The sequence below is a fragment of the Brevundimonas sp. GCM10030266 genome (assembly GCF_042666595.1).
Taxonomy (GTDB): Bacteria; Pseudomonadota; Alphaproteobacteria; order Caulobacterales; family Caulobacteraceae; genus Brevundimonas.
In genome coordinates this window covers 568,680-592,391 of sequence record NZ_JBHTCY010000001.1, presented here as the reverse complement: position 1 = coordinate 592,391, position 23,712 = coordinate 568,680, and the positions used below count along the sequence as shown (strand labels likewise).

Sequence of the window (23,712 nt, the reverse complement as noted above, 5' to 3'; positions counted from 1 at the left end):
TTTCTGGACAGGGCTGTCCATTTATGCGCGACGTTTTATCGCACCCCCCCCGCACTCCGAGTTCCGACATGGCCCTCAATCCCGCCGTCAAGAAACGCCTTCCCCTCATCGTCGCCGGCGTGCTCGGCCTGGGCCTCGTCATCGGCGGGGTCGTCTGGTGGCAGGGCAAGCAGAGGTGGGAAGCCACCGACAACGCCTTCGTCCAGGCCGACACCACCTCGGTCAGTCCGCAGGTCGAGGGCTATGTGGTCGAGGTGCTGGTCGCCGATAACCAGCGGGTCGAGGCCGGTCAGGTGCTGATCCGTCTGGACGACGCCGATGCGAAGGTGAAGCTGGCGCAGGCCGAGGCCAATCTCGCCGCGCTGGAGGCCGGTGTCGCCAATGTCGATGCCCGCGCCGAGCAGGAACAGGCCCTGATCGCCAGCCGCGCCGCCTCGGTGACGCAGGCGCAGGCGCAGGCCGATCTGGCCCGCCAGCAGGTCGATCGCTATGGCCAGCTGGCCGAGAAGGGCTGGGTCTCGCAGCAGCGGATCGAGACCGAACAGGCCACCGCCCGCACGGCGCAGGCGTCCGTCGCCGAAGCCCAGGCCGCGCTGGTCGCCGAACAGCGCGCCGCCGGGGTGCTGGGCTCGACCCGTCAGCAGTCGGTCGCCTCGGTCGATCAGGCGCGCGCCCTTGTCGATCAGGCCCGCATCGCGCTGGAGCGCACCGTGATCCGCGCGCCTGTCGCCGGCGTGGTCGGCGCGCGCGGCGTGCGGGTGGGCCAGTATGTCCGCCCGGGCGGGGCGATCCTGTCGATCGTGCCGCTGGGCGACACCTATGTGGTCGCCAACTTCAAGGAGACCCAGATGGATCGGCTGCGTCTGGGCCAGACGGTCGAGATCAAGGCCGACGCCTTCAAGGGCGAGCCGCTGGTCGGCCATATCGACAGCTTCGCCCCGGCCACGGGTTCGGAGTTCGCCCTGATCCCGGTCGAGAACGCCACCGGCAACTTCACCAAGATCACCCAGCGCGTCCCGGTCCGCATCCGCGTGGATCGCCGCGAGGGCGCCGTGCTGCGCCCCGGCCTGTCGGTCGAGGTGAAGGTCGATCTGAAGAGCGAGGGCGGCCAGACCTTCGCCGAATCCGCCGCCGCCCCGGTCCAGACCGCCGCGCGCTGATGTCCGCCCCCAACGGGGAAGGTTGAACCATGACGTCCCGATCCGTCACGCCTGACGCGGCCCCGATACCGGCGGCCGCCCCGGCGGAACCCAAGGTCAACTGGACGATCCTCCTGCTCGGCTTCGCCGGGATGGTGATCGGCCAGTTCATGGCCATTCTCGACATCCAGATCGTCGCCTCGTCCCTGCCGCAGATCCAGGCGGGGGTGGGCGCCTCGGCGGACGAGATCAGCTGGATCCAGACCGCCTATCTGATCCCGGAGGTCGTGATGATCCCCCTGTCGGGATACTTGTCGCGGCTGTGGGGAACGCAGCGCGTCTTCCTGCTGTCCTGCACCGGCTTCATCCTGATGAGCGTCGCCGTCGGCCTGTCGGGGTCGGTCGAGCAGATGATCTTCTTCCGCGCCGTGCAGGGCTTTGTCGGCGGGGCGATGATCCCGACCGTCTTCGCCGTGGCCTTCACCGCCTTCCCGCCCGCGCAGCGGGTGACGGCCAGCGTCATCATGGGGCTGATCGTGACCCTGGCGCCGACCATCGGGCCGACGCTGGGGGGGCACCTGACCGAGCAGTTGAGCTGGCGCTGGCTGTTCTTCATCAATGTGCCGCCCGGACTGCTGGTGCTGTTCCTGGTCAGCCGTTACGCGAACTTCGACAAGGGTGATCCGTCGCTGTCGAAGGGCTTCGACTGGTGGGGTCTGGCCCTGATGGCCACCTTCCTGATGAGCCTGCAATTCGTGCTGGAGGAGGGGGCCAAGAACGACTGGTTCGCGGACGACCACATCCTGCTGCTCAGCGTCGTCACGGCGGTGACGGGGCCGATCTTCATCTGGCGGACGCTGACCTACTACAATCCGATCGTCGAGCTGCGGGCCTTCGCCAATCGCAACTTCCTCGTGGGGGTCATCATGACCTTCACCGTGGGTCTGGCCCTGTTCGGCGGGACCTTTCTGCTGCCGCTGTTCCTGGGGCGGGTGCGGGGCTATTCGGCGGCCGAGGTGGGCACCACAATGGTCGTCTCGGGTCTGGCCATGTTCGCCACCGGGCCGTTCGCCGGGCGTCTGGTCCGACTGGTCGACGCGCGCATCCTGATGTTCGGCGGCTTCATGATGTGCGCCTGGGGCATGTGGGACGCCCATGCGGTCACGGATCAGTGGGGCTTCTGGGAGTTCGCGGGCGTTCAGGCCCTGCGCGGCGTGGGTGTGATGATCGCCATGATCGCCTCGCAGCAGGTCACGATGGCGACCCTGCCGCCGCACATGGTCAAGAACGCCTCGGGGCTGGTGAACCTGTTCCGCAACGTCGGCGGGGCGGTCGGGCTGGCTCTGCTGAACACCTCCCTGACCACCAACACCGCCCTGCACATGAGCGAACTGACGCAGGGCATCCAGAACACCAATGCGGGTATGCAGGGGATGCTGGCGGGGATGCAGGAGCGGTTCGCCGGCTCCATTGATCCGGAAGGGTCGGCGATGAAGGCGGTGTACGGCATGCTGCAGAAACAGGCGACGACGCTGGCGTTTGGCGACGCCTTCGCCATGCTGGCCATCGGCTGCGCCGCCGCGGCCTTCGTCACCCTGCTGGCCCAGCCGGTGAAGCAACAGCCGGGCGCGCCGCCCGTCGCCTCGGACGGCCACTGATGCCGCGGATCGCAGGACAGGTCGACGAGGCCAAGACCGAGGCCATTCTGGACGCGGCGCTGGTGCTGTTCGCCGAGAAGGGCGTGTCGGTGTCGATGGAAGCCATCGCCCGGACGGCGGGGGTGTCGCGCCAGACCCTCTACAACCGCTTTCCGTCCAAGCTGGAGATCGGCCGCGCGCTGGCGACCCGGCGCTCGGATGCGATCAGCGCCCCGCTGAGGTCCGGCGGCGATCCCGAGCCGGTGCTGACGGCCATGGCCTCGGCCCTGCTGGACAAGATCTGCGGCGACGAAAGCCGCACCTCGATGCGGGGCGTGGCGCTGATGTCGCCGCACGCGCCGGATCTGGCCAGGGCCATCTATGACGCCGGCCCCGCCGAGGGGCTGCGACGGTTGTCCGCCTGGCTGGCGGAGCAGGACGCCAAGGGGTTGCTGGTCATTCCCGACCCCCAGGCGGCGGCGGAGATGTTCGCCGGCATGACGCTGGGCCACGGCCACCTGCGCACCATGCTGGGCGTGCCGCATCCGGCCTTCGACCGTGAGGCGCGGGCAAGGGAGACGGCGCGGCGGTTCATCCGGGCGTTCAGTCCGTCCGCTTCCTGACGCTTTCCCTTTGTGGCCTGCCGCGCGGGGCGCTAGTTGAGGCCGGAAGTCCCGAGGAGCCTTTCCCATGCTGATGCACCTGTCGTCCTGGCCCGAGATCGACGCCCGGCTGAAGACTGTGAAGACGGTGGTGGTGCCGATCGGCTCGAACGAGCAGCACGGGCCGACCGGTCTGCTGGGCACCGACTGGCTGTGCCCCGAGATCATCGCCCACGCCGCCGAGCGGTCCGATGATCAGCTGGTGGTCGCCCCGACCTTCAACATCGGCATGGCCCAGCACCATCTGGCCTTCGCGGGCACCATCTCCCTGCGCCCCTCGACCTTCATGGCCGCGATCACCGACTGGGTGATGTCGCTGCAGCGGCATGGCTTCGAGCGGATCTATTTCCTGAACGGCCACGGCGGCAACGTCGCCACCATCGAGGCGACCTTCGCCGAGATCTATGCCGAGTGGTCCTTCGCCGAGGAGCGTCCGCCCTTCGTGCTGAAACTGCGCAACTGGTGGGACCTGCCGGGGGTGAACAGCCTGTGCAATCGCCTGTTCCCGGTCGGCCACGGCATGCACGCCACCCCGTCCGAGATCGCCGTGACCCAGGCCGCCTATCCGGACCGGATCAAGACGGCGGACTATTCGCCGAAGATCGCGCCGAACGGGCCGATCCGCGACGCGCTGGACTATCGCGCCCGCTTCCCGGACGGCCGGATCGGCTCTGATCCCATGCTGGCCAGCCCGGAGCACGGCCAGACCATCATCGATGCGGCGGTTCCGGCCCTGCTGAAGGATGTCGCGGACTTCTCGTCGGAAGTCTTGCCGTAGGATCGCGTGAGGCGCACCGTCAGATCATGAGCCCTATCGACGAGGCCGCGCGGGCCGCCCGCGCCGGACAGGAATTGCTGGAAGCCTCGGGCGACGTCATCGCCCGGCGGCTGACCATCATGGCCGAGGCCATCGCCGATCCGGCCAAGGCCGACATGGCCGAACTGACCCTGATGGGCTCCGAGAAGCTGGACGCCCTGTCGAAATCGGCGCGGATCGGGCTGAACGGGGCGGCAGTGCTGGCCCAGACGGCGCAGACCGTGGCGGCGCGCGAGACGGCGACCGCCAGCCGGGCGCTGGATGCGGTGATGCGCTCCGAAACGCCGGCCGAGATGCTGGCCGCCCAAGGCGCCTGGGCCGCCAACGCCTGGAGCCGCTCGCTGGAGCAGGGCTGGGCCATGGGTGCGGCCATGCTGAAGCTTCAGACGGACGCCCTGCAGCCGATCCACGCGGCGGCGATCGCCAACGCGGAACGGCTGAGGAAGTAGCCGTCCCGTTTACCGGAACGGCGGCTCGTCGAAGGCGCGGAGCTTGCGGCTGTGCAGGCGGTTGCCCTCGGCGCGGAGCAGGTCGACGGCCTGGATGCCGATCTGGAGGTGTTCCGAGATGGAGCCCTCATAGAAGCGGTTGGCCTGACCCGGCAGCTTGATCTCGCCGTGCAGCGGCTTGTCCGAGACACACAGCAGCGTCCCGTAGGGGACGCGGAAGCGATAGCCCTGGGCGGCGATGGTGGCCGATTCCATGTCGATGGCGACGGCGCGGCTCTGGTTGAAGCGCAGGGCCGACTTGGAATAGCGCAGCTCCCAGTTCCGGTCGTCGGTGGTGACGACGGTGCCGGTGCGCAGGCGACGCTTCACTTCCTCGCCGGGCGCGCCCGAGACGATCTTGGCGGCGTCATAGAGGGCCCGCTGGACCTCGGCGATCGAGGGGATGGGGATGTCCGGCGGCAGGACGGCGTCCAGCACGTGGTCCTCGCGCAGATAGGCGTGGGCCAGCACATAGTCGCCGATGGTCTGGCTGGGGCGCAGACCGCCGCAGTGGCCGATCATCATCCACGCGTGCGGGCGGGTGACCGCCAGGTGGTCGCAGATGGTCTTGGCGTTGGACGGACCGACGCCGATGTTGACCAGGGTAATGCCGTTCCAGCCCGGCGCCGTCAGGTGGTAGGCGGGCATCTGGTGCTTCTTCCAGGCGGCGTCGGCGACGACGGCCTCCGGGTTCGGCGTGTCGCGCGTGACCACCACCCCGCCCGAGGTCGAGAAGGTCTCGTAGATGCTGTTCGGATCCTTGATCTGCTCCAGCGCCCAGCGGACGAACTCGTCGACGTACCGGTTGTAGTTCGTGAACAGGATGTAGTTCTGGACGTCCTCGACCGGCGTGCCGGTGTAGTGGCGCAGGCGGGCCAGCGAGAAGTCGGTGCGCAGGCCATCGAACTGGGCCAGCGGGAACTCGTCTTCGGCGTCCCACAGACCGTCCGAGATTTCATCGCCGATGTGGGCCAGATCCGTGGTCGGGAAGTAGCGGGCGATGGAGGCCGTCATCGTGGCGTCCAGCACCACGTCCGAGCCGTCCAGCACGTAGGGGAAGGGGATCTCCTGCTCCGACGGGCCGACGTCGAAGGTCGCGCCGTAGTCCTGCTCCAGCAGGCTCAGCTGCTCCTGCAGATAGGAGCGGTACAGCTCGGGCCGGGTGATGGTGGTGGAATATACGCCGGGGCGCGACAGGCGGGCCCAGGCGCGGATCGGCAGGCCCTGCGGACGGTCGCCGAACCAGCTGACGCGAAGTTCGGGATAGGCGAAGAGGCCGTTGTTCCGTTCGTCGATGTCGGGACGTTCGCCGGTGGCGAGGAAGGTCTTCACCGCGTCGCGCAGATTGGCGACGGATTGTGCGTAGAGGGTTTCGAGGCGGTCCAGCGCCGCCTGTGCTGTCATCGTATTTGTCATGGCCTCCTCTAACGGAAGATCGTGACCTTGGCGAGACAGCTACGCTGAACACCGGTTACGGCGTGTGACGGGTCAGCCGAGTTCGCGGTGGAAGAAGCCGGTGACGTCTTCCAGCACGGAGGCCTTCCGGCGGAACAGGGGGGAGAAGGTGGCGATCAGGTCTTCGTGGGAGAGGCCCGGATAGAGTTTGGCTTCGCAGCGTCCGCCGATGGCCCGCATCCGGTCGCAGAGGATGGTGGTGTCCTCGGCATGGACGATGGTGTCGGCGGTTCCGTGGCCCAGCCAGAGCGGCGGGGCGTCCGCCCGGACGAAACTGACCGGCTGGGTCAGGGTGGGGTCCGGAACGCGACCGAAGGCGTTGATCGAGGCGGGAACGTCAAACGGCAGGAAGTCGTAGGGCCCGGCCAGACCGGCGGCGGCCCTGATCAGGGTCGGAGCTTCGACGGCGGCCATGTAGCGGCGGTCCAGCGCGATCATCATCGCCAGATGCGCCCCCGCGGAATGACCCAGAACGCCCAGCCGCGCGGGATCGCCGGCATGGTCGGGGGCCAGTCTCCCGGCCGCCGCGGTCGCGGCGGCGGCGTCCTCGATGAAGGCGGGGAAGTGAACTTCCGGCACGATGCGGTAGTCGGGCACGAAGACGACGAACCCCCGGGAGGCCAGCGCCTGCGCGGCCCAGCCATAGACTTCGCGCGAGCCGGAATCCCAGCCGCCGCCGTAGAAGAAGACCAGCACTGGCCGGGGTGCGTTGGCCGTCGTCGTGGGCGCGAAGACATCCATCGTCTGGCGCGGATCGTCGCCATAGCGCAAGCCCTGCGCCACGCGCCGGGCGCCGCTGTCGCGCGGACCGAGGCCGTTCAGCAGGCTGAGCGGCGAACAGGCGGCGGCGAAGGCGCCGAGCATGGGGGCGAGCAAGCCTCTTCTGGTCATGCGCCAGATACGCATGATCCGGCGCCTCAGACCAATCCGCGCCCGATTTATCGCGCCGAGGAGATCAGCGCGCCGCAGTTTGCGTCCTCGGCCAGTCCCGGATCGACGAAGGGCAGCAGGGCGACCAGCGGATTGACCACGGCGCCGAGGAGGCCCGCCAGACCGGCCTGTCCGACGACGGAGCCGGTGTCGATGCCGACGGCGGGCGCGGTCAGGGGGCCCTGCACCACGATGGGCGACCACAGGCGAACCAGTCGGGCCTCCTTGGTCTCGCCGTCGATCCGCAGGTTCATCGTCTCCTCGCCCAGATTGATGGTTCCGGCGCCCTGGGCCAGCACGGGGGTGGTGTCGACGACGAAGGTCTGGGCTGTCGCGACCCCGTTGGCGACGCGGAAGTCGGCGACGCCGCAGCGGATTTCGACATCGGACTCATCACCGCCCAGCAGACGGAACAGGCCCGCCGTGGCGTTGATTCCCAGCAGTTCGGCGAAGGCGGCGCGCATGCGGCCCTGTGGCACGACCACGGTGAGCTGCCCCTTCGAGGCGGCGGCGAAGTCGTGGATCGAGGCGCCCGGACCCTCCAGCTGCGCCCGGCCCAGGGCGCTGCCGGTCACGGTCGGGGCGCCGCCGCGCGCGGGGATGATCGATTCCAGCGGATAGCCGCGCAGGCGGAAATCGACGGCGCTGTAGGGGGTGTCGCGGGTCGCGTTGATCCTGGCCGTGCCCCGCAGTTCGCCGCGATTGAAGGTGAAGGCGACCGGGTCGAGGTTGAGGATGGCGCCGTCCAGATCGGCGCCGAGTTCGACCTTGCGGATATCCAGTTCGTTCCGCTTCACCCGGGCGGCCGTGTACTTCAGCGAGCCGTCCATGGTGCGCAGACGCTCGACGGCCAGAGGCGCGTCGGGCAGCAGGCGGCCGGGCTGGCCGGAGGTCACGACGGTGTTGCCCGCCGGAGTGACCGTGGGCTTGCCGCCGAGGACGGAGGCCAGATCGTCGATGTCCAGCAGGTCGGAATGCAGCACCGCATCCACCCGGCGGCGGTCGCCCGGCTTGTCGACGACCAGATCGCCAGACAGGTCGGAGGAGCCCACCCGGCCGCTGAATTTGTTGAAGCTGAACCTGGCGTCATCGCGGGTCAGTGTGCCGGACAGGCGGTAGGGCGGGGTGTTCGGGGTGGTGATGCCGGTCAGCAGGTACAGGTCGGCCAGATCGCGCCCCTGCAGGCTGAGGGTCGCCCGGAACTGGCCGAGATCGAACGGACGGGTGATCGAACCGTTGGCCTCCAGTCGCGATCCGACGCCGGCCAGGGTCGCCCGGAAGCCGTAGGGGTGGTCGCGCCGGATGTTGATGAAGGGGCCGCCCGCGACGGCCAGCGTCAGGGGCGTGCCGTTGATCGTGCCTTCGCCGTCCAGATTGAAGCCGGCGTCGCCGTCGGAGCCTTCGCGGGCGCTGACGGTGGCCTCCAGCCGGATCTTGCGGCGCTGTTCGTCCAGCGAGACCTTGCCGTCGGTGATCACCAGCCGGTTGATCGGCGGCAGCTTCAGGCCCTCGCCGGTGTCCGGGGCGTCGGGATTCAGCTTCCAGCTCTGACGGCCGTCCTCGGTCGAGATCAGCACGACCTCCGGACGGGTGATGGCGACCAGCGGCATCTCGATCCGGCCCGCCAGCAGGGCGCGAAGCCGGGCCGAGGCCTGGAGGTCGGCGACCTTCAGCGTGTCGCGGTCCCGCGCCCAGTCGGGGCCGCCGATCCGCAGGTCGCGCACCTGAACCGACGGGGTCCAGCTGAGCAGCTTCACGTCCAGATCGCCGTTCAGCTCGATCTGGCGGTCGTATTTCGCCGAGGCCCAGCGTCCGATGGGGCCGCGCAGCCAGTTCCAGTCGAACAGCATCAGGAACAGGACGATCGCCAGAATGAGCAGCAGGGTGATCGCGGCGGCGATCTTTTCCGTCCGCCCGGGCCGTTTGATCGCGGCGATGAAGGGATCGTTGTCGCGCCACCGGCCCAGTCCCGCGCCGGCGGGACGCAGGGCGCGGTCCCGGAAGGCGAGCCAGTTCGGGTTGTCTTTCAAGAAGTTGGGCAAGCGGCTGGGCTCCGTCGAAGCCAGCACAACGCATGAGGGCGACGAAAGGCTCAGCCGTCGTTCGAACGGCCGATGTCAAATTTCATACTTCAAGACGTCATATAACATTTACAAACGGCGATATCCGCGCATTATTCGCTCCGAGTCCTGAGCATTTCAGGCGTTATGGAGGAACCCACATGCGTCCCGTTTACGCCTTCGCCGCCGTCGCTACGGCGGCTTCCGCCCTGTCCGCCGCCCCGGTGGTCGCCCATGAAGCGTCGCAGGCGCCGGTCGCCCGACCGGTCATGGTCTGCGCCACCGACGCCGCCACCCGCCGGTCCTTCACCCGCGAGCACGGCGCCGCCCCGATCTTCATCACCGCCCGGGAGGTGCAGGCCCTGCGTCCGTCGGACCCGACCTGGTCGACGCCGCGCTGCATCACGGCGACCGAGCACGCCCGGCTGGTCAACACCTCGGCCAACGCCCGCGTTCGCTGATCCACGACGGCGCGGCCATGAAAAAAGGGCGCTCCCGCCGGGAGCGCCCTTTCTCTTTGGCCGGAAGCGGCGATCAGTTCGCCGGCTTCAGATACTTGTCCAGCCAGCCGAACACCTCGTTGTGCCACTGGACGCTGTTGGCGGGACGCAGAACCCAGTGGTTCTCGTCCGGGAAGAAGACCAGACGGCTTTCGATGCCGCGGCGCTGCAGGGCGGTGAAGGTCGACAGGCCCTGCGAAGTCGGGATGCGGAAGTCCAGGTCGCCCTGGACCACCAGCATCGGGTCCTGCCACTTCGCCACGTGATGCACCGGGTTGAAGCGCTCGTAGCCTTCCGGATTGTCGTAGTGGGTGCCGCCGTATTCCCACTCGGTGAACCACAGCTCTTCGGTGCCATAGGCCATGCCGCGGATGTCGAAGACGCCGTCGTGGTTGACCAGGCATTTGAACTCGCCCGGCCAGTTGCCGGCGATCCAGTTGATCATGTAGCCGCCGTAGGAGGCGCCCAGGGCGCAGGCGTTGTCACCGTCCAGGAAGCTGTAGCGCTCCTGAGCGGCGGCCCAGCCCTTCTGCAGGTCTTCCAGCGGGCGGTCGCCCCAGTGCTGGCTGATCGAGTCGGTGAAGGCCTGGCCGTAGCCGGTCGAGCCGTGGAAATCGATCATGACGACCGCATAGCCCGCGCCGGCGTAGGTCGACGGGTTCCAGCGATAGGACCAGCTGTTGCCGAACGAGCCCTGCGGCCCGCCGTGGATCAGGAAGGCGACCGGGTATTTCTGGCCCTCGACATAGTTCGACGGCTTGATGACGTAGCCGTGGACCGTCTCATTATTCCAGCCCGGGAAGCTGAACTGCTCGGCCTCGCCGAAGGCCAGGTTGTCCAGCTGCGGGTTCACATTGGTGATCTGGCGCGGCATTTCGCGGCCGCGGAAGGTCTTCACAAACAGCTCGCTGGGGCGGCGCAGGGTGTCCTGGGCGAAGACGAAGCCCGAGGGGGTCTGCTGGAAGGCCGAGACGTGGCCCTCGCCGGTCAGCGGGGTGACCGTGCCGCGACGGACATCAATGCCGAACAGGCGGGTCTGACCGACGTCGCCGGCGGTGGTGTAGAGGGTGCGGCCGTCACGCGACCACTGCAGGGTGTCGGCCGAGCGGTCCCAGTCGGCGGCGATCTGGCGGGTCTCGCCCGAGGCCACGTCCCGCAGCAAGATGGCGTATTTGTCGGCCTCGAAGCCCGGGCGGGCCATGGCGCGATAGGCCAGGGTCTTGCCGTCCGGCGAATAGACCGGGCCGGTGTCCCAGGCGTCATTGGCGTCGGTCAGGTTGGTCAGCTGGCCCGGAGCCGAGATGGCGACCTGATAGAGGTCGAAATTGGTGCCCCACGGTTCGCTGTTTCCGGCCTGACGGGCCGAGAAGACGACGCCCTGGCTGTCCGGGGTGAAGACGAACTCGCTCTCGTCGCCGAAGGGCTTGGAAGGCGTGTCTCCGTCGAAGCCGCGGGTCAGGTGAACCGGCGTTCCCGAGCCGTCGACGTTGACGGCGAACAGGTGGTTCTGGGTGTGGTCGTTCCAGGTGTCCCAGTGGCGGACGAACATGCGGTCATAGACCTGGCCGGTCGAGGGATCGTCGGCGACGGCCTTGGCGCGGTCCACGGTGCAGGCCAGATCGGCGCAGTCGGGGAAGACGGCCAGCGAGACGACGATCTTCGCGGCGTCGGGGCTGATGCGGTAGGCGTTCACGTCCAGCGGCAGGTTGGTCACCTGCACCGGCGCCGTGCCGTCGGCCTCGGCGCGCCAGACCTGGCTGGAGCCCGAGCGGCCCGAGAGGAAGTACAGCTTGCCGTCCGAGCCCCAGCGGGCGGTGTTGGCGCCGCCCTCGTTGAGGGCCAGACGACGGCCCTCGCCGGGGTTCTGCAGGTCCTGGATGAACAGGGCGCCCGCACGGCGGTTGGCGGTCACGTCGGTGGTGGTCACCGAATAGACGACCCAGCGGCCGTCCGGCGACACCTGCGGATCGCCCAGCCGGTTGGCCGAGATCATGGCGGTGTAGTCGAAGGCCTGCTGCGCGGTCTGGGTCGAGGTCGCCGTGGCGGACGCAGTGGCGGGCGCCTCGGCCAGGGCGGGGACGGCGGTCGCCAGCGCAATGGCGGCGACGGCGCAGGAAAGCAGGGAGCGGTGACGCATGGGCAGGTTCCTTTGTCTTCGGCGGCTGGCGTAGCACCGGGGGCGGGCGGGCGAAAGCGGCGACGCTTGTGCTCACAAAGCCGTGCGATCCCGCCGCCAAGCCGCTTGCCGTCTCTCGCGCGACCGGCGACAACCGGCGTCGAATGACTGCCCTCGACGCCCCTTCGTCCGATCGCCCCGCGCCGCACATCTGCGATGTGCTGATCGCCGAGCGCGCGCCGCGTCTGACACAGTCGGTCTTCTGGCCCGTGATTCGGCCGGCGCTCTACCGGCTGCTCAACTATCGGCAGGCGGTGCGTATGGCCGATGCGGTGAAGCCGCTCTCGGGGGCCGCGGCGCTGGATTATATGAGCGACCTGCTGGACCTGAAGGTGTCGGTGCTGAACGTCGAGCGCATCCCGACGACGGGCCGCTGCATCATCTTGGCCAACCATCCGACCGGCATCGCCGACGGGATCGCCGTCTTCGACGCCATCCGCAAGCGGCGGGGCGACGCCATCTTCTTCGCCAACGCTGACGCCGTGCGGGTCTCGCCCCGGCTGGGCGAGGCGATCATCCCGGTCGAATGGGTCCACGAAAAGCGCACCCGCGAGAAGACCCGGGCCACTCTTCAGGCCGCGAAGGCGGCGTTCGAGGCCGAGCGCTGCGTGGTCATGTTCCCGGCCGGACGGCTGGCCCGGATCGGCAGGGACGGCTCCGTCACCGATCCGGAGTGGGCGCAGACGGCGGCGTCGCTGGCGCGCAAATATGAGGCGCCGGTGGTGCCGATCCATGTGGCCGGGCCCTATTCGCGCCTGTTCCATTGGTTCGACCGGTTCTCGCAGGAACTGCGGGACGTGACCCTGTTCCATGAGCTGCTGAACAAGCGCCGTCAGCCGTTCCAGCTGAAGGTCGGCAAGCCGATCCCGCCGTCGCGGCTGGATATCGATGCGGGCAAGGCGACCTATGCGCTGAAGGCCTTCACCGAGCGGGTCCTGCCCGCCCAGCCGGACGCCGACTTTGCCTGAGGTGACCCTGACCCTCCCTGACGCCGAGGCGACCGGGCGGCTGGGCGCGGCCATCGCGCCCCTGCTGGCGCCGGGCGAGGCGGTGCTGCTGTACGGCCCGCTGGGCATGGGCAAGTCGACGCTGGCGCGCGCCCTGATCCGGGCCCTGACCACGCCGGACGAGGATGTGCCGTCGCCGACCTTCACCCTGGTCCAGTTCTACGACAGCGAGCCGCCGATCGCCCATTTCGACCTCTACCGCCTGACCCGACCGGAAGAAGCCGCCGAGATCGGGCTGGACGAGGCGCTGGATGAGGGCTGCGCCATCATCGAATGGCCCGAGCGGCTGGGGGATGATCCCGGCGCCTGGCTGGGACCGGACCGGCTGGTTGTGACCCTGTCCGAACGGGGCGAAGGACGACAGGCGACCCTGTCCGGTGTCGGGGCATGGGAAACGAAGGCGAAGGATCTGGATGTCTGACCGCGAAGCCCAACGTCTTGAGTTCCTGAAGGCCGCCGGTCTGGCGGATGCGGCGCGCGATCCGCTGCCCGGCGACGCCTCGACGCGCCGGTATGAACGGCTGACCACCCCGGACGGACGGTCGCTGATGCTGATGGATCAGGCGGCGTCGGCGGAAAGTCCGCCGGCCGATCCGGCGTGGACGCCGGAACAGCGGCTGGCCTCGGGCTGGAACGCCACCGCGCGCCTGTCGGCGGGGCGGATCGAGGCCTTCGCCGCCGTCGCCGCCCATCTGAAGACGCTGGGCCTGTCGGCGCCGGAGATTCTGGCGGTGGATGCGCCTTCCGGTCTGGCCGTGCTGGAGGATTTCGGCGACGCCCTGTTCGCCCGGGTGATCGAGGCCGGGGAGGCGGAGGAGCCGCTGTATGTGGCCGCTGTCGAGGCGCTGGCGACCCTGCATGACGCCGCGACGCCGGAGCAGCTGTCGGGCGCGGCGGGCGACTGGCCGCTGCTGGTCTATGACGAGACGGCGCTGCAGGGCGGGGCCGACCTGTTCGTCGAATGGATGCCGAAGCTGGACCCGGCCCTGTCGTTCGACGCGGCGGCCATCGCCGACTGGCGCGCGGCCTGGGCGCCGGTAGTGCAGCGCGGCGCGGCGGGCGCCAGCGTCATGGCGCACCGCGACTATCACGCCGAGAACCTGATCCGTCTGCCCGGCAAATCGGGCGCGGCCATGGTCGGGATGATCGACTTCCAGGACGCCGTGCGCGCCCACCCCTCGTGGGATTTGCACTCCCTGCTGCAGGACGCCCGCCGCGACGTGCCGCCCGCGCTGGAGGCGAAGGCGCTGGATCACTATTTCAGCCTGCGCCCGCAGGTGGACCGGGCCGAGTTCATGCGCGACTACGCCGGTCTGGCGGCGCTGAATGAGGCGCGCATCCTGGGCATCTTCGCCCGTCTGATCGTGCGGGACGGCAAGCCCCGCTACGCCGCCTTCATGCCGCGCATGTGGGCGCATCTGAACGCCAACCTGAAACAGCCGGGGCTGGAAACCGTCGCCGGCTGGTTCGACGCCCATGTGCCGGAGGGCAGCCGCAAATGACCGACGCTACGAAGGCGGCGCCAAGGACCGCCATGGTGCTGGCCGCGGGTCTGGGCACCCGGATGCGGCCCCTGACCAACGACCGGCCCAAGGCGCTGGTCGAGGTGGATGGGCGGGCGTTGATCGACCATGTGCTGGACCGGCTGGCCGACGCGGGCGTCGAGAAGGCCGTCGTCAACGTCCACTGGTTCGCCGACCGGCTGGAAGGTCATCTGGCCGCGCGCGGGCGAGGACCGGAGATCGTCATCTCCGACGAGCGGGAAACCCTGCTGGAGACGGGCGGCGGGTTGAAGAAGGCCGCGCCCCTGCTGGGCGATGCCCCGGTGTTCGTGGCCAATATCGACAGCGTCTGGACCGATCGCGGCGACGCCCTGAATCAACTCGCCCGACTGTGGAATCCGTCAATCATGGATGCCGCGCTTCTTCTCGCGAGACGCGAAGGCTCCATCGGCTTCGAGGGCGACGGCGACTTCTTCCTGTCCGAGGATGGCCGGCTCACGTTCCGGGGCGAGGCCGCCTCGGCGCCCTATGCCTATATGGGGGTGCACATCTGTCGTCCCGATTATGTGACAGACGGGCCTGAAGGTCCGTTCTCGCTGAGCCAGTTCTGGCGTCGCTCGGCGGCGGAGGGGCGGCTGTACGGCTGCGTTCTGGACGGCGACTGGATGCACGTCGGCGACCCGCAGGCCCGCGATGAGGCCGAGGCGAAGCTGTCCGGCGCATGAGCGGGTTCGATCCCTTTACCGGCGACGGGCCGCGCTGGTACGCGGTGCAGGCTTGGCGGCCGTTTCTGGAAGATCTGGCCGCCGGGGTGCTGGACTGGCTGGGCGAGCATCCGCCCGAAGCCCTGTCCGATGCGGTCATTCTTCTGCCCAACCGCCGGGCGGCGCGGGCCTTTACCGGCGCGCTGACCAAACAGGCCGGAGGGCGGGCCATCCTGCTGCCGCAGGTCCGGCCTCTGGGGGATCTTGAAGAGGACGAGCCGCCGTTCGCGCCGGGCGAGCTGGGCCTCGACCTGCCGCCCGCCATCGCGCCCCTGACCCGCCGTTTCGAAATGGCGCGGATGATCACCGAGGAGTTCCGTTCCGACCTGTCGCCCATGCGGGCGCTGGAGATGGCGGACGCCCTGGGGGGCTTTCTCGATTCCTGCCATCTGGAAGAGGTCGAGGACATCGCCCGGGTGGCGACCCTGGTCGAGGGCGATCTCGCCGAGCACTGGCAGGAATCGGCCCGCTTTCTCGGTCTCGCTGTAGAGACATGGCCGAAACGGCTTGAGGCGTTGGGGCTTGTGGACCCGGCCTGGCGGCGGGCGAGGCTCCTGCGTCTGCTGGCGACCAGCTGGCGCGAGCGGCCGCCCGGGCAGCCGGTGATCGCCGCCGGTTCCACCGGTTCGGCGCCCGCCGCCGCGGATGTGCTGAACGCTGTCGCCCATGCGCCGCAGGGCTGTGTCGTCCTGCCCGGACTGGATCTTGAACTCGACCCGGCGGTCTGGTCCCGGTTAGGGGACAATGAGCAACACCCCCAGAACGCCCTGTGGCGGCTGCTCGAGGGACGGGTGGAACGGGAAGCGGTGCGACCGTGGTTCCTGCCTCCGGTCGGGGCCGCTGAAGAGGCCCGGGGACGTGCGCGTCAACGTCTGTTGAACGAGGCGCTGCGCCCCGCGGACGCCACCGATGACTGGCGCAATCTGATCCGGGGCTTGCGCGCCGAGGCGGCGGGCCGGCAATCGGCGGACCCGATCGCCGAGGGACTGCGCGGACTGTCGGTGGTCACCGCGCGGTCCGAGGAAGATGCGGCGGCCGCCATCGCCCTGATGATGCGCGAGACGCTGGAGGAGCCGGGGAAGACCTGCGCCCTCGTCACGCCCGACCTGGCCCTGTCGCGCCGCGTCAGCGCGCGGCTGGAGCGGTGGGGCGTCAGCGCAGACGTGTCCTCCGGCCAGCCCCTGTCCCGGATGCCGGCCGGACGGCTGGTCGATCTGGCGGTGCGGTTCGTCGCCGATCCGCTGGACCCCCACACCCTGCTGGGGCTGCTGAAACATCCGCAGGTCCGGCTCGATCTCGGCGAGACCTCCTTCAGCGGGGCGGTCGCGGCGCTGGAGCAATTCGCCCTGCGAGGGCCGCGTCGGCGGGACTGGGCCGCCGCCCGCAGGGCGCTGCTGAAGGCCGCCCAGCCAAGGGATGATGGTCGGGTCGCCTCGCAAGTCACCCTGACGAGACTTGCGGCGGCGAACGGCCTTCTCGATCGGCTGGAAACGCTTTCGGCCGAGGCCCGATCCGCCTTCCGGGAGACCGCCACGCCGGATGATGCGGCGCGTGGCCTGACGATTCTGATCGAGACGCTGGCCGGGCAGGAAGCGTGGTCGGGCCCGGACGGGGAGGCGGCGGCGGCCTTGCTGTCAGCGCTCATCGACGGCGGCGCATCGCTGGGCGAGGTTTCGCGCGACGCCTTCGTCGATCTGGTCCACGGTTTGCTGACCGACGAGACCGTGCGGACCGGCGGTGCGACCCAGCCGCGTCTGCGGATTCTCGGGGCCATCGAGGCCCGGCTCGTGCGGGCGGATCGCATGATCCTGGCCGGACTGGAGGAGGGCACCTGGCCCAACGCCGCCCCCACCGACCCCTTCCTGTCACGTCCCATGCGCGGGACTCTGGGTTTGCCGCCGCCCGAACGCCGTCTGGGCCAGACGGCGCAGGACTTTGTCCAGGCGGCGAGCGCCGACGAGGCCATCCTCGTTCACTGCGAGCGCCGCGGCGGGCAGCCGGCCGTGAAGTCGCGCTGGCTTTGGCGGCTGGACATGCTGACGCGAGGGGCGGACGCGCCGGAGACTCCGGTGTCCATCGCCCGACCCGTGCTGGCGCTGGAGCAGGCGCGAGTGCTGGACGCCCCGTCGTCGGCGCGCCCCGACTATGCGCCGCGCCCGGCGCCACGCCCCCCGGTCGACCGTCGACCGAGAAAGCTTCCCGTGACCGGGGTCGAGCGCTGGGTGCGTGATCCCTATGCCGTCTATGCGCGCTATGTCCTGAACCTGAGACAGATGGATCGACCTGGTCAGTCCGCCGAGGCCATCGCGCGAGGCAATGCGGTGCACAAGGCGGTTGAGCGGATGACCCTGTCCTGGCCAGATGTCCTGCCGGACGACAGCGCAGATCAGCTGGAGGCTCTGCTGCTGGAAGAGCTGAAGGCCGCCGGGTTCGAGGATGCGGCCATGGCGCGCGAGGCGCCGCTGGCCCGCAACGCCGCGCGCTGGCTGGCCGGCTTTGAGGCCGAGCGCCGGGCGCGGGGCGTCGAGATCCGGGTCGAGGAACAGGTCGAACTGACCCTGACGGCGCCGGCCGGCCCCTTCACCCTGACCGCCAAGGCCGACCGGATCGAGCTGTCGGCGACCGGCGCGGCGGTGCTGGACTTCAAGACGGGCTCGGTTCCCACCCCCAAACAGGTGCGGACCGGCTTCTCGCCCCAGCTGACCCTGACCGGCGCCATCCTGGCCGAGGCGGGGCTGAAAACGTCCGGACCGGTCGAGCCGGAGGAACTGACCTATGTGCGGGTCGTCGGGCGCAAGGAGCCGGGGGTGAAGGCGGTGCGGGGCGAGGGGGCGGAGGCGCTGGCCCTGTCGCAGGCCGCGCTGGCCGGACTGACCGCGCGGATCGCCCGGTTCGACGAGGCGGAGACGCCGTACCTGAGCTGGGTCGCGCCCCAGTTCATGGGCAATTTCGGCGGCAACTACGACCATCTCGCCCGGGTGTGGGAGTGGCATGTTGTGGGCGGTGAGGACGGGGGAGACGCCGAATGAGCGCGCGCATTCTGCCCGATCCCGCCCAGATCGCCGCCGCCGATCCCGGCCAGTCGGTCTTCGTCACCGCCAACGCCGGCTCGGGCAAGACCTCGACCCTGGTGGACCGGGTGGCGCGGCTGCTGCTGCGCGAGGTGCAGCCGGGAGAGATCCTTTGCGTCACCTACACCAAGGCGGCCGCCGCCGAGATGCAGGCGCGGCTGTTCGACCGGTTGGGCGAATGGGCTGTCCTGGACGATGACAAGCTCGCGGTGTCGCTCGCCGATCTCGACGGCCGTGATCCAGCCAGCTTGTCGGGCCCGGAACTGTCGGACGCCCGCCGCCTGTTCGCCAAGGCGCTGGAGACGCCGGGCGGGCTGAAGATCCAGACCATCCACGCCTTCTGCGAGAAGCTGCTGCGGCGGTTCCCGATCGAGGCCGGGGTAACCCCAGGCTTCACCGTGCTGGAGGACCAGGCGGCGCTGAAGCTGTCCCATGGCGCGCGTGAGGCCCTGGCCCGGGCCGCCCTGCACGACGCGGACGGGCGGATCGGTCGGGCCTACAGCCATTTCGCCGTCGAGCTGGACTGGGGCGCCTTCCAGTCCCTGCTGGCGATGATCGAGGCCGACCGGGACAAGCTGGCGGATTATGTGGCCCGGGTCGTGGCCGGAACCGCGCCGGGGCCGCATATGCTGGTCGGCGCCCATCCGGACGACACGGTGGAGGCGCTGGAGGGGGATTTCATTCGATTCCTTGATCGCGGGGAGTGGCTGGAGATGGCTTCCGCCATGGCGACGGGATCGGCTGAAGACCAGAAGACAGCCGGCCGCATGCGATCCGCAGACTGGACCTTCACGGGCATAGAGGACGTCTTCATCGGCTCCACCGGGCCGCGGAAGAGGCTGGCCACAAAGAGCGCGCCCCCTGCGGCTGGCGGCTGGCTGGCGGACCTGCAGATGAAGTACGTCGCCACCCTCGAGCAGGTGCGACGGGTGCGGGTGGCGCGGGACACCGTCCATGTGCTGACCCTGGCCGAGGCCCATGCGCGGCTCTACGAACAGGCCAAGGCCGAGACGGGGGCGCTCGACTTCGGCGATCTGGTCGCCCGGACGGTTGAGCTGCTGACCCGCCGCGCCTCCGCGGCCTGGGTGCTCTACAAGCTCGACGGCGGCATCGAACATGTGCTGGTCGATGAGGCTCAGGATACCGCGCCCCAGCAATGGGACATCCTGAAGGCCCTGACCGAGAACTTCTTCGCGGGCGAGGGTGGGCGAAGGTTCACGCCGATGCCGGCATCCGGTCAGAGGCTGGATCGCACCCTGTTCGCCGTGGGCGACGAGAAGCAGTCGATCTACTCCTTCCAGGGCGCCAGGCCAGAGCGGTTGCGGCATGAGTCCCAACGGTATGACATGATGGTCCGGGGCGCCGGCGGGCGGTTTGAAGGTGTGGAGCTGGCTAAATCGTTCCGCTCGACGCCGGAGGTGTTGCGGTTCGTCGATACGGTATTCGCCGGCCCCGAACGGGCGCGGGCGCTGGTCGGGGACAGCGTCGCTGCCGTGCCGACCCACAGGGCGGTGAGGGAGACGGACAGGGGCTGTGTCGACCTGTGGCCCCTGCACGAGGAGATCAAGGGGCCGGACCGGGAGGCCTGGGACGCGCCGGTCGATGCGGAAGCGACCGGATCGGCCCGCAAGCGCCTGGCCGCCGATCTGGCGCGGATGATCCGCGCCCAGGTCGAGGGCGGGGTCTCGGTGCACGACCGCAAGCAGAAGGAACTGCGGCCGGCGGGCTATGGGGACTATCTGATCCTCGTGCGGCGTCGCGACGCGACCTTCGAGGAGATCATCCGGGCGCTGAAGTCCGCCGGGGTTCCGGTGGCGGGGGCAGACCGGCTGAAGCTGTCGTCCCACATCCTGTTCGACGACCTGATCGCCCTGGCGCGCTTCGTCCTGTATCCGGACGATGACCTGTCGCTGGCGGGCGTCCTGCGCAGTCCTTTCTGCGACATTGATGAGGACGGTCTGTTCGCTCTCGCCGGGGCCGATCCGAAACGCCGTCGGCTGTGGCAGGAACTCAGGGACAGGGCGGGCGAACGTCCTGAATGGTCTCGTGCCCGGGACATGCTGGAGTTCGCCCTGTCGGTGCGGGATCGGGATCCGTTCGCCTTCTTCAGCGCCCTGCTGAACCGCGTGGACGATCTGGGCCTGTCCGGGCGCGCCCGTGTGCTGCGCAGGCTCGGGCGCGAGGCCGAGGAGGCCATCGATGAAACCCTGAACCAGGTGCTGGCCGCGGAGGACCGGGGCGCGATTGATCTGGAGACCTGTCTGGCCAGTCTGGAGGCCGCGGATGTCGAGGTGAAACGCGAGCTGGAGGGGCCGCGCGGCGAGGTGCGGGTGATGACCGTGCACGGCGCCAAGGGGCTGGAGGCGCCGGTCGTGATCCTGCCGGACACCACCAGTCGGGCGAAGGCGCAGGGGCCGTCGCTGATGCCGGTGGCCCTGCCGGATGGTGACGAGGCCTGGCTGATGTGTCCGGGCAGTTCGAAGGAGGATTGCGAGGCGTCGCGCGCCGCCCGTGACGCCCGGCAGGCGCGGACGGACGCAGAGACGTTGCGACTGCTCTATGTCGCCCTGACCCGGGCTCGGGATCGGGTGATCGTGATGGGCAAGGGCAGCGCGCGGACCAAGGCCGGCTTTGACGAGGGCAGCTGGTGGGACGTGATCCAGACGGCCTTCGACAGCCTCGGCGACGAGGTGCGGTCGGTCGATGAGGTGAGGCGCTTCGGCGCCGATCCGTCCCGCCTGCCGCCGCAAGGCGTGACGGCGGTGGAGACGGGTTCTGCGCCGGACTGGGCGGGGGTGGCTCCCGCGCCCGACCCCGCCGCCCGGTTTGCTTCGCCCTCGAAGATGGACGAGGTGCTGCGCCTGCCCGCGCCTTCGCCGCTGGCGACAGGCGCCGGCGGGTTGGGGCGCTTCCGGCGAGGGGATCTGATCCACCGCCTGCTCGAACGCCTGCCCGAGATTCCGCAGCCCGAGAGGGCCGAAGCCGCAACGAGACTTCTGTCCCGGGAGCGGGATTTGTCGGATGAGCAACGCGCCGAGATGATCGGCGCGGCGTTCAGCCTGCTCGATGACGCCCGGTTCGCCCCGGTCTTCGGTCCCGGGTCACGGGCCGAGGTGGCGCTGACCGGCCGGGTCGCCGGCGCGGCGATCTCGGGACGCCTGGACCGTCTGGTGGTCACGCCGGAGCGGGTTCTGGTCGCCGACTACAAGACCAATCGCCCCGCCCCGGACCGGATCGAGGACGCCGATCCGGCCTATGTGCTGCAGTTGGCGGTCTATGTCTCCATACTGAGACAGCTTTATCCCGATCGGCCGGTGGAGGCGGCCCTGGTCTGGACGGATGGGCCGAAACTCATGCCGGTTCCGGAACATATGCTCGCGGATGCGCTCAGCGGACGATGAGCGTTGATTTGAAGCGCCGGACATCCCACATCGGCTGCAACAGGCCGGAATCAGACTAGGTTCGACGGTCGAACTTCATGCAATGCGGTCCCGCGCGGACCGTCAGGAGACTTCCAATGGCCACCGTCAAGGTCACCGACGACAGCTTCGAAACCGACGTCCTGAAGGCCTCCCAGCCGGTGCTGGTGGACTTCTGGGCCGAGTGGTGCGGCCCCTGCAAGCAGATCGGCCCGGCGCTGGAACAGATTGCCGACGAACTGCAGGGCCAGGTGACCATCGCCAAGGTCAACATCGACGACAGCCCGATGGTCCCGTCGAAGCTGGGCGTGAAGGGCATTCCGACCCTGATGCTGTTCAAGGACGGCCAGATGGCCTCGATGAAGGTCGGCGCCATGCCGAAGGGCAAGATCGTCGAATGGCTGGCCGAAGCCGGTATCGAGGCGCCCGCCGCCTGAGGCGCTTCGTTCGCCGCCGGACATAATTTGCGCTGACGGGCGATCGGTGTTCTTCTCTCCCTAGGTTGTTCCATGGGAGAGGTTCAATGCTGGTCGCCCTGTTCGCCGCCACCCTGACCATCGGAGGCGGGCAAGCCGTTTCCGTGATCGCGACCACGCCGCCGCCGGCGGAGGCGCGCCGCGAGGGTCAATCCGACACCCGCCGTGTCTGCCAGTTCGAGCGGGCGACGGGGTCGAATTTCCAGCAGCGCGTCTGCCGGGACGTTTCCAGACAGAGCGTCCAGGACCAGCAGACCCGCGAATTCATGCGCGCCAACCAGCGGATGCGTCTGCCGGATGAGCCCGGCGGCGGCGGTCCGATCGGCCCCAACAGCTAGGTCGGCCAGGTCTCCGTCGAGGCCCCCAGGACCTCGCCCGCGAGATACAGCGAACCGCAGATCACGATCCGTCCCGCGCCCAAGCGCAGGGCCTGAGTCAGCGCCTGTTCCACAGTGTCTGAAGGCGTGGCGGCGAGCCCGTGTCCGCGCGCCACGGCGGCCAGGGCGTCCGGCTCGGCCGCCGCGCCGTCGAAGCGAACGGTGAACACCGTCGCGTCCGAACCCCTGAGCGCGTCGAAGAAGCCTCCGGCGTCCTTGTTGCCGAGCATGCCGACGATCAGGGCGGTGGGCCGGGGCGCGCTGGCCTGACGCGAGGCGAGGGTCGCCGCCAGCGCTCGCGCCGCATGCGGGTTATGCCCGCCGTCCAGCCAGAGTTCGGCGTCCGCCGCCCTGGCGGCCTCGGCATAGGGGCCCGCGGTCAGGCGCTGCATGCGCGCGGGCCAGCGCACGGACTTCAGACCTTCGATGATCGCCGCTTCCGGCAGGTCCAGCTCCAGCGCGGCGGCGACGGCCAGGCCGGCGTTGTCGATCTGGTGGGCGCCGGTCAGGGCGGGGGCGGGCAGGTCGAGGAAGCGCTCCTGATCCTGGAAGGCCATGCCGCCGCGTTCGGCCCAGGCGTCGAAATCCACGCCCATGACGGTCAGGGGCGCGGCCACGGCCTGTGCGGCGACCTCGATGGCCGCCATGGCCTCCTCGGACTGACGGGCGATCAGGCCGCGCGCGCCGGGCTTGAGGATGCCCGCCTTCTCGACCGCGATGCCGCGCAGGGAGGTGCCGAGAAACTCCGCATGGTCCAGATCAACCGGGGTGATCAGGCTGAGCAGCGGGCGCTCGATGACGTTGGTGGCGTCCAGGACGCCGCCGAGGCCGACCTCGATGATGGCCAGATCCGCCGGCGTTTCGCTCATGGCGACGAAGGCGGCGGCGGTGGTGCTTTCGAACACCGTGGCCTCGCCCGACACGGCCTCGATCCGGTCGAGGATGGCGTTCAGCGCCTCATCGGTGATCAGTTCGCCCGCCAGCCGGATGCGCTCGTTGAAACGGACCAGATGGGGCGAGGTGTAGACATGGACCTTCAGCCCCGCCGCCTCGGCAATGGCGCGCAGCAGGGCGACGGTCGAGCCCTTGCCATTTGTGCCGGCGACGTGGATCACCGGCGGCAGGCGATGCTGCGGATCGCCCAGCGCCGCGCACAGCGCCTTCATCCGGCCGAGCGACAGGTCGATGCGCTGGGGGTGCCGCGCGCGCAGGCGTTCGGAGATCGGGTCCAT

Annotated in this window: 19 protein-coding genes; 14 read left to right on the top strand and 5 right to left on the bottom strand. The window is 69.4% G+C overall.

All coding sequences use genetic code 11. The features are described from left to right. Positions 1 to 68 precede the first annotated feature (68 nt). The 5 genes from ACFQQC_RS03145 (at position 69) to ACFQQC_RS03125 (ending at position 4,704) form a co-directional block, all read left to right on the top strand. Complete coding sequence (locus ACFQQC_RS03145; protein ID WP_376859595.1) at positions 69 to 1,160, top strand: HlyD family secretion protein; 1,092 nt, start codon at positions 69 to 71, stop codon at positions 1,158 to 1,160. Positions 1,161 to 1,189: 29 nt separating this feature from the next. Continuing rightward, positions 1,190 to 2,797 (top strand): DHA2 family efflux MFS transporter permease subunit, encoded by a 1,608-nt coding sequence (locus ACFQQC_RS03140; RefSeq protein WP_376859593.1) that lies wholly within the window; start codon positions 1,190 to 1,192, stop codon positions 2,795 to 2,797. Continuing rightward, the gene (locus ACFQQC_RS03135) at positions 2,797 to 3,399 is read left to right on the top strand and encodes a TetR/AcrR family transcriptional regulator (RefSeq protein ID WP_376859591.1); all 603 of its coding nucleotides are present in this window, start codon (positions 2,797 to 2,799) and stop codon (positions 3,397 to 3,399) included. The genes ACFQQC_RS03140 and ACFQQC_RS03135 overlap by 1 nt, the downstream gene beginning before the upstream one ends. Positions 3,400 to 3,466: 67 nt before the next feature. Further along, on the top strand, positions 3,467 to 4,216 hold the full coding sequence (locus tag ACFQQC_RS03130; protein ID WP_376859589.1) for a creatininase family protein: 750 nt from the start codon (positions 3,467 to 3,469) through the stop codon (positions 4,214 to 4,216). A gap of 26 nt (positions 4,217 to 4,242) precedes the next feature. Next, positions 4,243 to 4,704, top strand: coding sequence for a phasin family protein (locus tag ACFQQC_RS03125; RefSeq protein ID WP_376859588.1), 462 nt, complete (start codon positions 4,243 to 4,245; stop codon positions 4,702 to 4,704). A gap of 9 nt (positions 4,705 to 4,713) precedes the next feature. On the opposite strand, the gene ACFQQC_RS03120 is transcribed toward ACFQQC_RS03125, so the two are convergent. The 3 genes from ACFQQC_RS03120 to ACFQQC_RS03110 all read right to left on the bottom strand — a co-directional run bounded on the left by ACFQQC_RS03120 (position 4,714) and on the right by ACFQQC_RS03110 (position 9,170). Further along, positions 4,714 to 6,159 (bottom strand): AMP nucleosidase, encoded by a 1,446-nt coding sequence (locus ACFQQC_RS03120; protein ID WP_376859586.1) that lies wholly within the window; start codon positions 6,157 to 6,159, stop codon positions 4,714 to 4,716. A 72-nt stretch (positions 6,160 to 6,231) separates the two neighbouring features. After that, entirely contained in the window at positions 6,232 to 7,089 is an 858-nt protein-coding gene (locus tag ACFQQC_RS03115; protein WP_376859584.1) for an alpha/beta hydrolase, read from the bottom strand. A gap of 47 nt (positions 7,090 to 7,136) precedes the next feature. Further along, positions 7,137 to 9,170: an AsmA family protein gene (locus tag ACFQQC_RS03110; protein WP_376859582.1), complete on the bottom strand. Its 2,034-nt coding sequence runs from the start codon at positions 9,168 to 9,170 to the stop codon at positions 7,137 to 7,139. Between the two features lie 179 nt (positions 9,171 to 9,349). On the opposite strand from ACFQQC_RS03110, the gene ACFQQC_RS03105 reads away from it, so the two are divergent. Continuing rightward, on the top strand, positions 9,350 to 9,649 hold the full coding sequence (locus ACFQQC_RS03105) for a hypothetical protein (protein WP_376859580.1): 300 nt from the start codon (positions 9,350 to 9,352) through the stop codon (positions 9,647 to 9,649). Between the two features lie 73 nt (positions 9,650 to 9,722). Here the strand turns inward: ACFQQC_RS03105 and ACFQQC_RS03100 are convergent, their stop codons facing one another. Beyond that, positions 9,723 to 11,825 (bottom strand): prolyl oligopeptidase family serine peptidase, encoded by a 2,103-nt coding sequence (locus ACFQQC_RS03100; protein ID WP_376859578.1) that lies wholly within the window; start codon positions 11,823 to 11,825, stop codon positions 9,723 to 9,725. Between the two features lie 143 nt (positions 11,826 to 11,968). Between ACFQQC_RS03100 and ACFQQC_RS03095 the strand changes: the two genes are divergently transcribed. The 8 genes from ACFQQC_RS03095 (at position 11,969) to ACFQQC_RS03060 (ending at position 22,441) form a co-directional block, all read left to right on the top strand. After that, complete coding sequence (locus ACFQQC_RS03095; RefSeq protein WP_376859576.1) at positions 11,969 to 12,832, top strand: GNAT family N-acetyltransferase; 864 nt, start codon at positions 11,969 to 11,971, stop codon at positions 12,830 to 12,832. Between the two features lies 1 nt (position 12,833). Next, entirely contained in the window at positions 12,834 to 13,292 is a 459-nt protein-coding gene (gene tsaE, locus ACFQQC_RS03090; RefSeq protein ID WP_376860840.1) for a tRNA (adenosine(37)-N6)-threonylcarbamoyltransferase complex ATPase subunit type 1 TsaE, read from the top strand. After that, complete coding sequence (amgK, locus tag ACFQQC_RS03085; RefSeq protein WP_376859574.1) at positions 13,285 to 14,373, top strand: N-acetylmuramate/N-acetylglucosamine kinase AmgK; 1,089 nt, start codon at positions 13,285 to 13,287, stop codon at positions 14,371 to 14,373. The genes tsaE and amgK overlap by 8 nt, the downstream gene beginning before the upstream one ends. A gap of 32 nt (positions 14,374 to 14,405) precedes the next feature. Beyond that, a complete protein-coding gene (murU, locus tag ACFQQC_RS03080; protein ID WP_376860839.1) occupies positions 14,406 to 15,098 on the top strand; it encodes an N-acetylmuramate alpha-1-phosphate uridylyltransferase MurU in 693 nt (230 codons plus the stop codon). Continuing rightward, complete coding sequence (addB, locus tag ACFQQC_RS03075; RefSeq protein WP_376859572.1) at positions 15,095 to 18,166, top strand: double-strand break repair protein AddB; 3,072 nt, start codon at positions 15,095 to 15,097, stop codon at positions 18,164 to 18,166. The genes murU and addB overlap by 4 nt, the downstream gene beginning before the upstream one ends. Next, positions 18,163 to 21,609, top strand: coding sequence for a double-strand break repair helicase AddA (addA, locus tag ACFQQC_RS03070; protein WP_376859570.1), 3,447 nt, complete (start codon positions 18,163 to 18,165; stop codon positions 21,607 to 21,609). The genes addB and addA overlap by 4 nt, the downstream gene beginning before the upstream one ends. 116 nt (positions 21,610 to 21,725) lie before the next feature. Continuing rightward, entirely contained in the window at positions 21,726 to 22,064 is a 339-nt protein-coding gene (gene trxA, locus ACFQQC_RS03065; RefSeq protein ID WP_376859568.1) for a thioredoxin TrxA, read from the top strand. Positions 22,065 to 22,150: 86 nt separating this feature from the next. Continuing rightward, positions 22,151 to 22,441, top strand: coding sequence for a hypothetical protein (locus ACFQQC_RS03060; protein ID WP_376859566.1), 291 nt, complete (start codon positions 22,151 to 22,153; stop codon positions 22,439 to 22,441). Here the strand turns inward: ACFQQC_RS03060 and ACFQQC_RS03055 are convergent. Beyond that, positions 22,438 to 23,712 carry a bifunctional folylpolyglutamate synthase/dihydrofolate synthase gene (locus tag ACFQQC_RS03055; protein ID WP_376859564.1) on the bottom strand — a complete coding sequence of 425 codons (1,275 nt, stop codon included), beginning with the start codon at positions 23,710 to 23,712 and terminating at the stop codon, positions 22,438 to 22,440. The two genes, ACFQQC_RS03060 and ACFQQC_RS03055, sit on opposite strands and share 4 nt — an antisense overlap.

Bases quoted from the DNA above. Each gene is read 5' to 3' on its own strand.
- ACFQQC_RS03140 (WP_376859593.1), top strand. From the start codon at position 1,190: ATGACGTCCCGATCCGTCACGCCTGACGCGGCCCCGATACCGGCGGCC.
- ACFQQC_RS03115 (WP_376859584.1), bottom strand. From the start codon at position 7,089: ATGACCAGAAGAGGCTTGCTCGCCCCCATGCTCGGCGCCTTCGCCGCC.
- ACFQQC_RS03135 (WP_376859591.1), top strand. From the start codon at position 2,797: ATGCCGCGGATCGCAGGACAGGTCGACGAGGCCAAGACCGAGGCCATT.
- ACFQQC_RS03145 (WP_376859595.1), top strand. From the start codon at position 69: ATGGCCCTCAATCCCGCCGTCAAGAAACGCCTTCCCCTCATCGTCGCC.
- ACFQQC_RS03130 (WP_376859589.1), top strand. From the start codon at position 3,467: ATGCTGATGCACCTGTCGTCCTGGCCCGAGATCGACGCCCGGCTGAAG.
- ACFQQC_RS03060 (WP_376859566.1), top strand. From the start codon at position 22,151: ATGCTGGTCGCCCTGTTCGCCGCCACCCTGACCATCGGAGGCGGGCAA.
- ACFQQC_RS03105 (WP_376859580.1), top strand. From the start codon at position 9,350: ATGCGTCCCGTTTACGCCTTCGCCGCCGTCGCTACGGCGGCTTCCGCC.
- addA (WP_376859570.1), top strand. From the start codon at position 18,163: ATGAGCGCGCGCATTCTGCCCGATCCCGCCCAGATCGCCGCCGCCGAT.
- ACFQQC_RS03055 (WP_376859564.1), bottom strand. From the start codon at position 23,712: ATGGACCCGATCTCCGAACGCCTGCGCGCGCGGCACCCCCAGCGCATC.
- ACFQQC_RS03125 (WP_376859588.1), top strand. From the start codon at position 4,243: ATGAGCCCTATCGACGAGGCCGCGCGGGCCGCCCGCGCCGGACAGGAA.
- murU (WP_376860839.1), top strand. From the start codon at position 14,406: ATGGTGCTGGCCGCGGGTCTGGGCACCCGGATGCGGCCCCTGACCAAC.
- ACFQQC_RS03095 (WP_376859576.1), top strand. From the start codon at position 11,969: ATGACTGCCCTCGACGCCCCTTCGTCCGATCGCCCCGCGCCGCACATC.
- addB (WP_376859572.1), top strand. From the start codon at position 15,095: ATGAGCGGGTTCGATCCCTTTACCGGCGACGGGCCGCGCTGGTACGCG.
- amgK (WP_376859574.1), top strand. From the start codon at position 13,285: ATGTCTGACCGCGAAGCCCAACGTCTTGAGTTCCTGAAGGCCGCCGGT.
- ACFQQC_RS03120 (WP_376859586.1), bottom strand. From the start codon at position 6,159: ATGACAAATACGATGACAGCACAGGCGGCGCTGGACCGCCTCGAAACC.
- trxA (WP_376859568.1), top strand. From the start codon at position 21,726: ATGGCCACCGTCAAGGTCACCGACGACAGCTTCGAAACCGACGTCCTG.
- ACFQQC_RS03100 (WP_376859578.1), bottom strand. From the start codon at position 11,825: ATGCGTCACCGCTCCCTGCTTTCCTGCGCCGTCGCCGCCATTGCGCTG.